This window comes from Pedobacter kyonggii, assembly GCF_004310665.1.
Lineage (GTDB): Bacteria > Bacteroidota > Bacteroidia > Sphingobacteriales > Sphingobacteriaceae > Pedobacter > Pedobacter kyonggii.
On sequence record NZ_SIXF01000026.1, the window covers coordinates 14,968 to 26,931 of the forward strand.

Consider the following 11,964-nt stretch of genomic DNA (forward strand, 5'->3'; position numbering starts at 1 on the left):
GTCCATTGGTTTAACCGCAATTGCAGAAAGTAAAAGCGCTAAGAGGTTTAAAAAAATGGGGATGGTCTTCGACTACGCTCAGACTGACAACGCTTATGCTTAACTTAATGATATTGGAACTGTCTTTTGTTAAATAAACCCGACAAAGCTAAATAGCCCGGAATAAAGTGCAACGAAATGAGGACTATAAGCGATGGCGGGACTACAGCACCTATGAAAAACAGAATGCTCGTTTTCAAAAAAAATCCCCGCTTAATAAATTAGGCAGGTCTTCGACTCCGCTCAGACGGACAATAAAAGTTAAATTTATTTAGTTGTTTTGGAAAGCAAAACCCCAAGCCAGTTGGTTAAGCCGGTCCTGCCCTCCGTTTCAAATCCTCGGCCTCATGCTTCGGCCTGTGGGCTTTACACTACGGTCAGGTTTAGGTTGCAAGGCTTCCATTACTATTTGGGGCTGCAAGGTGGGTAATCAGCACCGTATAAGAACAGACCTACGTTTATAAACCCGACAAAGCTAAATAGCCCGGAATGGAGCATAGCGAAATGAGGAATATAAGCGATGGCGGGATTACAGCACCTATGAAAAACCAACCGTTCATTTACGAAGAATCAAGATTCGCTTTCAAAAAAAATCCCTGCTTATATAAATAGGCAGGGATGGTCTTCGACTCCGCTCAGACGGACAACTTTGACTATGCTCAGACTGACAAAAAAGCTTATCCTTATTTGCTCAGCTCTGCGAAATATTTATGAAATAATGGCAAAGTCTCTATTCCTTTATAATAATTGTAAATATCATATTTCTCATTTGGTGAGTGTAAAGCATCGCTATCTAAACCGAAGCCAAAAAGTACCGATTTAATACCCAGTGCATCTTCAAACAAGGCCACGATAGGAATACTACCACCACCACGAGTTGGAATAGCTTTTTTACCAAAACTATCTTCAATTGCTTTTTCTGCTGCCTGGTAAGCAATACTATCAGTTGGGGTTACCACGGGCTCGCCGCCATGGTGAGGCGTAACTTTTACCTTTACATTTTTAGGCGCAATGCTTTCGAAATGTTTGGTAAAAATCTCGGCAATTTCTTCCGAGCTCTGGTGTGGAACCAAACGCATAGAAATTTTTGCATTGGCTTTACTCGGTAATACGGTTTTTGCGCCTTCGCCAATATAACCGCTCCAAATTCCATTAACTTCTAAAGTCGGACGGGTACCTGTACGCTCCAGGGTTGAATAACCTTTCTCGCCCCAAACTTCTTCTATATCTAAATCCTTTTTGTATTCAGCTTCGTTGTAAGGTGCAGAATTTAATGCTTTTTTCTCCTCATTTGTTAACTCAAGCACTTTATCATAAAAGGCAGGGATAGTGATGTGGTTATTTTCATCGTGTAATGAAGCAATCATTTTACAAAGGATAGTTGCAGGATTAGCTACTGCACCACCGTAAACTCCAGAGTGCAAATCGCGGTTCGGACCAACTACTTCAACTTCCATGTAAGCTAAACCACGCAAACCGGTTTCGATTGACGGATGTTCCATGCTGATCATCGAAGTATCAGAAATTAAAACTACATCGGCTTTTAAACGCTCGGCATTCGCTTTTACAAAAATACCCAGATTTGCAGAACCTACCTCCTCTTCACCTTCGATCATAAATTTAACGTTGCAGGCCAAAGTATTGGTTTGCATCATCAGTTCGAATGCTTTTACGTGCATATAAAACTGTCCTTTATCATCACAGGCACCGCGGGCATAAATTTTACCATCGCGTACTGTGGGCTCAAAAGGTGGGGTATGCCAAAGTTCTAATGGATCTGCCGGTTGAACATCGTAATGACCATATATTAAAACAGTGGGTAAAGAAGCATCTATAATTTTTTCGCCATAAACAATAGGATATCCTGCAGTTGGGCAAATTTCTACCTGATCTGCACCTGCATCTTTTAATTTCTGCGCAACATAATCAGCTGTTTTTAAAACATCGCCTTTGTATTTCGGATCAGCACTTACCGATGGAAAACGCAATAACTCAAACAACTCATCTAAAAAACGTTGTTTGTGCGTTTCTACATAATTTTTAATCTCTTGCATAACAAAATGAATTTGGACAAATATAGGCTTTACCAAATAAAAGGCACAGCAAGCGGTTAATAAATTATCCCCATACCAGGGTAAAATTTTGCTTATAGCCAACATGGTAATGGGTTTAATTATTTTTTATAAGGCCCAAAATCATACCTCTATTTTTTAAACATAAAATGCGTCTTTTAATAAATACAAAAAAATGATTTAATGTTTGTAAAAAAATATAGCACAGCATTAATTATATTTACTTTTTTGTAAATTGCGCCAATAACAGATATCCTTAAATCCTGTACGAAAGAATTTTAACAATGAAGTTTAGCGCGAAAGTATTTCTATCTCTGCTGCTGCTTCTTGTTGTCCGCTTTTCTTCCTTAGCTCAAGGGCCGCCCCCTACCCGCGTAAGTTGCCCGGAAGCAGCCCAATATTATTCGAAAGACAGTATAAATATTGTAACCTTTGGAGCCAGCACTGTAGAAGGTATAAATGGCCTTGGTTTTCAAACCATGCTGCAGAACAACTTTTTGAACTGTTATACCAATAAGATAGTAGATATTACCAATCATGGTATTGGTGGCCAGACTACTTTTCAGGGTTTGCTCAGAATTGATAATGCGATAGCCAATAGAACGGGCTTTATTGTAATTGATATGGGCATTAATGATGCTGTTGCAATGACTACCGGCAAGGGAAGTGTAGCCGAAACCATTGCTAATATGCGGGCATTAATTACGGTAAGCCTTAAACAGAAATTAGTCCCAATTTTATGTACACTACAGTTTGTGGATGATAGGACCATTAAAAGTTATGCGGCTGTAAATACCAATATCAGGAACCTCAATACGGCATACAGAAAATTAGCTGCTGAGTATAAAATATATTTAGCAGATGTAAATGCGGCTATGAGACGTGATTTTTCGCTTTATCAGGATCCATTTCATCCAAATGCACGCGGTTACAGATTGGTGAGCTATGTTATTTTCGACGCTATTAATAAAGCAATTTTTGATAAATTCTTAAAATTCACCGTTACTCAGAATTACCCAAATCCTGCAGCCATGCAAACCTTTATCGATGTAGTTTTACCGGAAGCGGATAAAATTAACATCCAGATTTACGATTTAATGGGCCGATTGGTTAAAACAGTAGTAAACGAATACCTTAATACGGGAAAACACACTTTAGAGATCAATACTTCTACTTTTGTTCCAGGCATTTACTTCTTTAAAATCTCTTCCGATTCAGGGCAATACAGTTCTGCAAAAAAGTTTATTGTAGCGAGGTAACAAAAGATTTAAACATTAGTCTATTTATAGATTAATATGTTTTATACCTTTAACCATGACTACTGAGACATTTTTCACAAATGAAGTTATTGATCTCGATCTTCTTCCAAAATACGAAGACATTCAGTTAAGCCGGCCGCACCGCGATTATTGGAAAATCATCTGTATTAATCTACTGATCTTTTTTGGATTACTGGGAATAGCTATTGGTATACTCCTGTTCTTTGTTGATGAAGTAAAACCAAATGCCAAATGGATTATCCCCCTTTATTTAGCTTTATTTGCCATCTTTTCGCTACTCTTTCGGGCTAGTTTTAACAAACGGGGTTATGCTATCCGCACGCATGATGTAATATACAAAAGTGGAATTATTGCCGAATCTACAACTATTGTTCCTTTAAACAGGATTCAGCATATCGAATTAAATGAAGGGATTTTCTCCAGAATGCATAAATTGGGATCATTACAGCTGTTTACCGCAGGTGGCCAAACCGGGCATATCCATATTTCGGGTATTGCAATTGATGATGCAAAACGTATTAGGGATCTGCTTTTGAAAAAACTAGACCTGCTTGAAAATCCAACAACAGAATTGAATGCCAATGAATAACGATTTTAGTAAACCGCAGCGGGAATCGGCCTTTGGTATTATTATAATGGGTGCTTATACCATGCTGAAAATTGGCAAGGCGAGTTTTTTCTTGTTTGTTATCGCGTTCGTAAAAATGTCGAGTACTTATTTTACCTATCTGATATTAGGCATTTCTGCAATAATCGTATTCAGTTTCGTATTTGCTTATTTATGGTATTTAAAATTCACTTTCTTTTTAGATAAAGAAAAGCAGGAATTTGTGGTGAATAAGGGAATATTCAACCGCGATCAGGTAATCATTCAGCTTGATAAAATACAGCAGGTTAACATTAACCAGAATATTCTGCAGAAAATTATCGGCGTTTATGGGTTAAAAATCGATACTGCTGGTGCTCATGGAGAAGAAGTAAGCATAAAAGCCATTGACGAAACTTCTGCCTATAACCTTAAAGAACATCTATTAAATAGAAGAACTGTAACTGAAGCACAATCGGAAATTGAACAAGAAAACCACAAAACAGAAGAAACACCATTTTTAAGAATAAGTGCCTGGACTTTGTTTAAAGTAGGGCTTACCTCTAATTATGGGCAAAGTTTAGCCTTACTTGCTGCTTTTTTTTACACTGTTATTTATGAAGGCAGGCAGCTGCTTGATGCTTTTAAAATTAATAAAGATGAAATTCAGAGCACGGTAACAGGTATGTTAACCATTGTTACGGTTTTTATCTTAATTGCAAGCCTTTTAGTGTTACTGTTGATTATTAACCTGGTTAGAACCTTTTATAAGTATTTCGAACTCGAAATTAGCGAACATAAAAACACACTCTTGCTCTCGTCAGGGCTCATTGCTAAGAAAAATACCTTGATTAGTCCGAATAAAGTCCAGATTACCAAATACAGCCAAAATTACTTCCAGAAAAAGATGAATATGCTAAACATGAGTTTAAAGCAGGCTCATTTTGGTCAAAGTAAAAAAGGACACGAAATGCAGGGAAATACCTTAGAAATTCCGGGATGTAACCCTGGCGAAAGGGACGAATTGCTAAAAATGATATTGGGCCAAACACCTTTAAAAGCAAAAACTTTTATCCCTGACTGGCGTTTTTTGAATTTACCGATTTTCTTTAAACTGATTTTGCCAGTGGTGGCATTTTTAATCATTGCGTTTAACGTTCCTGAGGTTAGGCCCTATATCGGTGCATCAATTGCTTATTTAATAATTGGCATTTTGATGATTTACATCAGTTATCGCCGACATCAGATTTCAGTAAGTCAGGATTTCATCATCAAAACCAGTGGGATCTGGGATATTTCAAATGAAATTGTAATGCCAAATAAGATTCAGGCCATTACCACTTTTCAATATCCATGGCATAAAGGGGTTGATGTTGGTCATCTCACCTTACACACGGCTGCAGGTCAGATTCATTTTAAATATGGCAATTATACCGAAATTAAACAGCTGGTAAATTACTGGCTGTATCAGTTAGAGCGTAAAAATGAGAATTGGATGTAATTTTTTTTTAAAGAACTAAAACAATTAATATGAATACCAGGGAACAGATCATTTTAAATGAAGATAGATTATTAACGGCCATACAGCATGGTGATATTGAGGATCTAGATCTGCTTTTGCATGAAGATTTACTTTTTAACCTGCCCAACGGTGTAACCATAACAAAGGCTATGGATATGGAAACATATACATCTGGAAATTTGATTGTAAATTCTATTTTACCGACTGAACAGCAAATTAATCTGATTAACGATATTGCAGTTGTTAGTGTAAAAATTGAGCTAAAGGCAGTATATAATTCACAATCTATTGAAGGTATTTTCAGATATTTAAGAGTCTGGAAGTTGTTTGATCAGGAATGGAAAGTAATTGCGGGAAGTTGTGTGGCCATATAAAAAATAACAGCTGCCAGGTTTAAATCCAGGCAGCTGCTATAATTCAATTAATTCTGGTATGCCACAGCAAACTCAGCAGCAAAATCTTTAAGCTTAATGCTGCCTAAAACAGGTCTGTTTTTATAATAATCTACAAAAAGTTTATTGCTTCTGATTGCATCGCCCATTTCTACGTAGTTTTTGGCTATTTCTTCAGGTAAACCGGCTCCTACCATCCCGTTAAATGCATCTTCATCGCTAAATTCTATCCATGGTAATGCTGGTTTACCAATTGCAGTACCTAATACTTTTGCAACATCAGCTGGCGTACTTTCATCATCACTGGCTACGTACTGTACGGTTTTACCTGTAAAATTACTTTCCAATACTTCGGCGGCTACCTCTGCAATGTTACGGGGATGCACCAAAACAAGTTTTGAATCAGCACCAAAATTAGATCCTAATATATTTGCATGTTTAACCATATCTATATTGGCTAAAAAGTTAATGTAAAAATAACCAGCACGTAAATGTTTTACATCTACCCCATATAATGAAGCAAAAATATTTTCTACATCATGCAATCCAGCAATTGGTCCTGTTCCATCAGGCAGATCTGCACCTACACTACTTAAATTCACCACTTTTTTAACCCCCGACTCTTTAATGGCAACAGCATAATTTTCGCCAATACTTTTAATATATGCCCTAAATTTTGGTGCTGCAAAATTCGGCGGCACCATGGTGTAGATAGCATCAGCGCCAGAAAAGGCCTCTTTTAAAAATTTGGTATCGCTCACACTACCAATCAATGGTATTGCACCCAGCGATTTAATTTCTTCGGCTCTATCGGCGTTGCTGCTAATAATTTTTACTTCGTGACCTTTGGCTACCAATATTTCGGCAAGCGGTTTAGTAATATTACCTATTGATCCTGTTAATGTTATTTTCATGATTTTTGTTTTTAAATATTGAATACAAAGTTATATTTGCACTTACTTTTATACAAGTACTTACCCCAAAGTATGCAACCATGACAGCTGTTAAAGAAAGTTCGACCCGTAATTTTAATAAAGGCATAGCGCTAACAAGCTGCCCTGTTACTTTTGTAATGGAAAAAATTGGTGGTTATTGGAAACCGATTATTATTTTTCACTTAATGAGTGGCCCTAAACGTTACAGCGAGTTAAAACGTGCAATACCACAGATAACTGAAAAAATGCTTATACAACATTTAAAGCAATTACAAAATGATGACCTTGTTCATAGAGATGCACAAGCCGTTGTCCCTCCGGTAGTAACCTATAGCCTCACAAAATCAGGACAGGATCTTTTTCAGGTATTAGATTCGATGGTAGATTGGGCTGTTAAAAATGGCTCTGTTTAACAAAATGATATAAACCTTGTCGAAGCATTATCCTGCAGACTGGGGAACGAAACCAAAGCTTACAAACACACAAGGGAAGCGACTTGATTACGTGCACCGACATTGCACTCCGAGAAGAAAATTAGTTGGTAAATAGGTGATTAAACTTTTTAATTGACTGGAAATGAGATGGTTGTTTTTCATTGGAGATGGCAGTCCTGCTGTTTGCTGTAGCCCTCATGCTTCGGGGCTGCCGCTTCCATCAGGTTACGAACAACGTAGGTGGAAACTGCAGCCTTAAAAAGAAATGTGAGGAATTTAAATGAGGCATGGTGCATAGAGCTAAAAGATTAAATCCCCTCAGATTATCGTCATTGCGAGAGGGCTTTTTCAGCCGACGAAGCAATCTTTATGGCAAGACCTCTAGCATGAAAGATTGCCTCGTCGTTCCTCCTCGCAATGACGACCTTTCTTTTGAATCTGTTATTGATAGCGTAGTCGAAGGGCTTTTGTTTGAGATTTATGAATCTTAAAAAATCTTCGATCGAATCATGTATTTGATATACAGAAGCCTACAATGTCATAATCCCCTTGATGTTTCCTGCTTGCTTATAAATAGCAATCACCTCATCCGCATTTTGCATCGTCTTTTTTACGGTAATTGAAACATATTTCCCCGTTTTTGAAGCTTGCTCAATAAACTCATCATCAGGCAAAATAGCACGTAACTCTTGTATTTTATCTAACCCGCCAGTGAGAATAAATTTAAAATTATAAACACCCGGAAACTGCTCAACACTTTCCAGTTTTTCCTTTAAATTGGCATAAATATCTGTATTTGTCCCATCGGGGATATCAGTAAACTCAATATCCTTATTATTTTTATTCTCATCCATAAAGAAAGCATATCAAATTCTATACCCAAATAAACAGGGTGCAATTCTGACAGAATAAACGTTTATTTTAATTAAAATACCGCCATTTCAGTGAATCGAAGGGACGCATTATTACAGAACCTAATGAAATACAGCTGTGGCTTTACCCCTAAATCCCCTAAAAGGGACTTCGTAACCAAATTTAATGGCATGATGGATTCTGAACCAAGTTCAGAATGACGAACGATAAATAGGCTGAGGGTTTTAATCCCTCAATAGCAACACAAACTAAATTTACATAAACCTTGGCGAAGCGGATACCGGCCTTGTGGGCAATGCCTGCAGCCGTATGAGCAAAGCAAAGGACTGCAGAACCCAATGAAATACAGGTTTGGCTTTTCTAAAAACCAAAGGAGCAGATCTAGCCATAACCTTGTCTCCCATAAAAGCAAGGTCCACTTTACCATATAAGGTAGATAAGAACATGGAAGCCAATAACGGATAGATGTTGACCACAAAGTAGCTATTAGACCTAAAAAACAATAAGAACAACTAATAAAACGAGTTCAGAATGACGAGCTATAAAATTGAAGCGATAGGTTTTAAACCCTCAATAGTAGCACAAACCCAATTACATAAACCTTGGCGAAGCGGATACCGGCCTTGTGGGCAATGCCTGCAGCCGTATGAGCAAAGCAAAGGACTGCCGAAGCCGATGAAATACAGATGTAGCTTTCCTCCAAATCAATCAAAATAAAATTCAATTCACAACACCTAACTAATTACTAACAACTTTGGCAAAAAGCGATAGGAATTGTTATTTTTGAACCTCAAAAAAACAGGAGCCGATTTGGATTATTTAGCAGGATTAAACCCACAACAAAGAGCAGCAGTAGAGAACACAAAAGGACCAGTAATGATTGTTGCAGGTGCAGGTTCGGGCAAAACCAGGGTAATTACCTTTCGTGTAGCCCACCTTATTCAAACCGGTACCGATCCATTTAACATCCTGGTTTTAACCTTCACAAACAAGGCGAGTAAGGATATGCGCGAGCGTATCAGTAAAGTGGTTGGTGCAGAGGCAAAGAACATTTGGATGGGTACTTTTCACTCTGTTTTTGCAAAAATTTTACGTGTAGAGGCCGAGAAAATCGGTTACCCAAGCAATTTTACTATTTACGATACCGATGATAGTAAAAGTGTAATCCGTGCTATTTTGAAAGAAATGCAGCTGGATGATAAATTATATGCAGCGAACTTTGTTTTCAATAGAATTTCATCAGCCAAGAATAATTTAATTTCCTGGGGTGAATATCAGGCTAACGACCAGATACAGGCTGAAGATATCCAGAATAAACGCCCATTAATTGGCCAGATTTACGAAACCTATGCTAAGCGCTGCTTTAGAGCTGGAGCAATGGATTTCGACGATTTGTTGTTCAAAACCAATATTTTATTGAAAGAACATCCTGATGTTTTAAATAAATACCAGCAGAAATTCAGATACCTGATGGTGGATGAGTATCAGGATACCAACTTTTCGCAGTATACCATTGTGAAAAAACTGGCTGCTGCTTATCAGAACATTTGCGTGGTAGGTGATGATGCACAAAGTATTTATGCTTTCCGTGGTGCAAACATCCAGAATATTTTAAACTTCGAACGCGATTACCCTGATTTAAAGGTTTATAAATTAGAACAGAATTACCGTTCTACCCAAAATATTGTTGATGCAGCAAGCAGTATCATTGCCAACAACAAAAACCAGCTCGAAAAAAACGTTTTCTCAGATAACGAACCTGGCGACCGCATTAAGGTTTCGCGGGCTTTTACCGATAACGAAGAGGGTAAACTGGTTGCCGAAGCCATTATTCAGGAACGAAGTACCAAAGGCTACCAACACAACGATTTTGCCATTTTGTATCGTACCAATGCACAAAGCAGGGCTATGGAGGAGGGGTTACGCAAACTCAATATTCCTTACCGGATATATGGCGGTCAATCTTTTTACCAACGTAAAGAGATTAAAGATTTAATTGCCTATTTCCGTTTAACTTTTAATCCGAAGGATGAAGAGGCTATAAAGCGTGTTATTAATTACCCTAAGCGTGGTATTGGCGATACCTCTATTGATAAAATCATTGTTGCGGCAGATCAGCATGGAAAAACCATGTGGGATGTAATTTCGAATGCGCACGAATATGTAGATGGGCGTTTAGCCAATCAATTGAACGATTTTGCTATGATGGTGCAAAGTTTTCAGGCAGAGGCAAAAAAGCTCGATGCGTATGATACGGCTTTGTTTATTGCCCAACATGCAGGTATTTTAAAAGAATTATACACCGATGATAGTGTTGAAGGACGTGCGAGATACGAAAATATCCAAGAGTTATTAAACGGTATTAAGGAATTTGCAGAGCGCGAAGACATTGAAGAAAAAGGTCTGGATATCTTTATGCAGGATGTTGCCCTTTTAACCAACGATGATAAAGATGGTGATAAAAATAAGGATACCGTTTCTTTAATGACGATCCACTCGGCCAAAGGGTTGGAGTTTAAGAACGTGTTTATCGTAGGGTTGGAAGAAAACCTGTTTCCTTCGCAAATGTCGTTAACTAACCGCACTGATTTAGAGGAAGAACGCCGTTTATTTTATGTGGCCATTACCCGTGCAGAAATAAAACTGACACTTACTTATGCTACTTCGCGCTACCGTTGGGGAACTTTAACCAACTGTGAACCAAGCCGTTTCATTAACGAAATTAGCCCGAAATTTTTAGAATTGGATGTAAAACCAGCCAAGTCGAACAGTTTTGATGGTAATTTCGACGATGACCGCAAAACATGGACCTCACAGCCGCGTGATTTCTTTAGCAAACCAAAACCAGCGGCCGGTGCAACTACTTCTGCCCCACCAGTCCGCCCGAAAACAACGTCGCTATTGGCAAAAGCACACGTGCCAACACCTGGTTTTACCCCATCACAACCGCATGAATTTCAAGGCGGTATGGAAGTTGAGCATGAAAAATTCGGTTTTGGAAAAATTATCAGCTTGGAGGGAACCTTGCCTGATGTTAAGGCTACTGTATTTTTCCAGGGCTTAGGCAATAAACAGCTACTGCTTAAGTTTGCGAAACTGATGATTGTAAAATAAACGCAGATTTCCATTTAGCCACGGAAACTCAGAGGCACGGAAAAATAACGAAAATTCGTCATCCTGATTCCGATTTTCCATCGGGATCAGGATCTTTAATAAATAAAACAAATAGATGCTGAATCAAGTTCAGCATGACGAATGCGATGAAATTATACCTAAGGTTGTGTTCTCAACTTTTAATAACTAGATCGATCTTCGAGAAATTCTCCGATTTTGAGTATAATTAATTGTTCACTATCCAAAGATTTAGCTTGTACGTTCCATTCATCTGTTACCTCAATAATTTCCACCATACTCCCAAAGGGGAAAAATTCGCCTTTATTATCAACAGTAATTTTCACTTTTTCCCCTACTTTTGGCTCTTTAAAGAATAATTGATTTCCGACTATACTCAGTCCTTCAATTTTTTCCAAATCTGATAAAAGATATTTTCGATAAGGTGATTGCAGATTTTGTGAAACCAATACAAAAGACTGGGTCTCCATTTCATATTGAACCTGCATTTTATAGAAAAATTTACCCCTTATTTTGTCTCCCAGATAAATTTTCTCGCCTTGCGCCGTAAGGTAGCCTGTATAAAAAGATTCTATATCCATAAATTGACTGATAAGATCTGATTTCCATTTTAAACACCAAATATGGCTTAAACTTTTAGGATTCTTATTGAAAAACCACAAAATTATCCTTATTATTGAACTCGGTTCTCCCGATTAC

General features: G+C 37.9%; 10 protein-coding genes. 6 read left to right on the plus strand and 4 right to left on the minus strand.

Translation table 11 applies throughout. The features are described 5' to 3' along the window. Nucleotides 1-722: 722 nt before the first annotated feature. The gene (locus EYS08_RS19855; protein ID WP_131031747.1) at nt 723-2,093 is read right to left on the minus strand and encodes a dipeptidase; all 1,371 of its coding nucleotides are present in this window, start codon (nt 2,091-2,093) and stop codon (nt 723-725) included. Nucleotides 2,094-2,395: 302 nt separating this feature from the next. Here EYS08_RS19855 and EYS08_RS19860 point away from each other — a divergent pair, with 302 nt between their 5' ends. From EYS08_RS19860 to EYS08_RS19875, 4 genes are read left to right on the plus strand one after another with little or no spacing between them, the layout of a single operon-like run. Further along, nucleotides 2,396-3,370 carry an SGNH/GDSL hydrolase family protein gene (locus EYS08_RS19860; RefSeq protein WP_131031748.1) on the plus strand — a complete coding sequence of 325 codons (975 nt, stop codon included), beginning with the start codon at nt 2,396-2,398 and terminating at the stop codon, nt 3,368-3,370. A gap of 55 nt (nt 3,371-3,425) precedes the next feature. Beyond that, nucleotides 3,426-3,980: a PH domain-containing protein gene (locus EYS08_RS19865; protein WP_131031749.1), complete on the plus strand. Its 555-nt coding sequence runs from the start codon at nt 3,426-3,428 to the stop codon at nt 3,978-3,980. Further along, nucleotides 3,973-5,478, plus strand: coding sequence for a PH domain-containing protein (locus tag EYS08_RS19870; RefSeq protein ID WP_165456522.1), 1,506 nt, complete (start codon nt 3,973-3,975; stop codon nt 5,476-5,478). The genes EYS08_RS19865 and EYS08_RS19870 overlap by 8 nt, the downstream gene beginning before the upstream one ends. Before the next feature lie 29 nt (nt 5,479-5,507). Beyond that, a complete protein-coding gene (locus EYS08_RS19875) occupies nt 5,508-5,873 on the plus strand; it encodes a nuclear transport factor 2 family protein (RefSeq protein WP_131031751.1) in 366 nt (121 codons plus the stop codon). Between the two features lie 47 nt (nt 5,874-5,920). Here the strand turns inward: EYS08_RS19875 and EYS08_RS19880 are convergent, their stop codons facing one another. Further along, nucleotides 5,921-6,805: an NmrA family NAD(P)-binding protein gene (locus EYS08_RS19880; RefSeq protein WP_131031752.1), complete on the minus strand. Its 885-nt coding sequence runs from the start codon at nt 6,803-6,805 to the stop codon at nt 5,921-5,923. An 80-nt stretch (nt 6,806-6,885) separates the two neighbouring features. On the opposite strand from EYS08_RS19880, the gene EYS08_RS19885 reads away from it, so the two are divergent. After that, entirely contained in the window at nt 6,886-7,239 is a 354-nt protein-coding gene (locus EYS08_RS19885; RefSeq protein ID WP_131031753.1) for a winged helix-turn-helix transcriptional regulator, read from the plus strand. Nucleotides 7,240-7,790: 551 nt separating this feature from the next. Here the strand turns inward: EYS08_RS19885 and EYS08_RS19890 are convergent. After that, nucleotides 7,791-8,114 (minus strand): DUF493 family protein, encoded by a 324-nt coding sequence (locus tag EYS08_RS19890; protein ID WP_131031754.1) that lies wholly within the window; start codon nt 8,112-8,114, stop codon nt 7,791-7,793. Between the two features lie 829 nt (nt 8,115-8,943). On the opposite strand from EYS08_RS19890, the gene EYS08_RS19895 reads away from it, so the two are divergent. Then, a complete protein-coding gene (locus EYS08_RS19895; protein WP_131031792.1) occupies nt 8,944-11,247 on the plus strand; it encodes an ATP-dependent helicase in 2,304 nt (767 codons plus the stop codon). Between the two features lie 179 nt (nt 11,248-11,426). Here EYS08_RS19895 and EYS08_RS19900 read toward each other — a convergent pair whose 3' ends face one another. Beyond that, nucleotides 11,427-11,846, minus strand: a complete 420-nt coding sequence (locus EYS08_RS19900) for a hypothetical protein (protein ID WP_131031755.1) — start codon at nt 11,844-11,846, stop codon at nt 11,427-11,429. Nucleotides 11,847-11,964 lie beyond the last annotated feature (118 nt).

Excerpts from the sequence above, each read along its gene's own strand:
- EYS08_RS19860 (WP_131031748.1), top strand. The coding sequence starts at position 2,396 with ATGAAGTTTAGCGCGAAAGTATTTCTATCTCTGCTGCTGCTTCTTGTT.
- EYS08_RS19870 (WP_165456522.1), top strand. The coding sequence starts at position 3,973 with ATGAATAACGATTTTAGTAAACCGCAGCGGGAATCGGCCTTTGGTATT.
- EYS08_RS19855 (WP_131031747.1), bottom strand. The coding sequence starts at position 2,093 with ATGCAAGAGATTAAAAATTATGTAGAAACGCACAAACAACGTTTTTTA.
- EYS08_RS19880 (WP_131031752.1), bottom strand. The coding sequence starts at position 6,805 with ATGAAAATAACATTAACAGGATCAATAGGTAATATTACTAAACCGCTT.
- EYS08_RS19885 (WP_131031753.1), top strand. The coding sequence starts at position 6,886 with ATGACAGCTGTTAAAGAAAGTTCGACCCGTAATTTTAATAAAGGCATA.
- EYS08_RS19865 (WP_131031749.1), top strand. The coding sequence starts at position 3,426 with ATGACTACTGAGACATTTTTCACAAATGAAGTTATTGATCTCGATCTT.
- EYS08_RS19900 (WP_131031755.1), bottom strand. The coding sequence starts at position 11,846 with ATGGATATAGAATCTTTTTATACAGGCTACCTTACGGCGCAAGGCGAG.
- EYS08_RS19890 (WP_131031754.1), bottom strand. The coding sequence starts at position 8,114 with ATGGATGAGAATAAAAATAATAAGGATATTGAGTTTACTGATATCCCC.
- EYS08_RS19875 (WP_131031751.1), top strand. The coding sequence starts at position 5,508 with ATGAATACCAGGGAACAGATCATTTTAAATGAAGATAGATTATTAACG.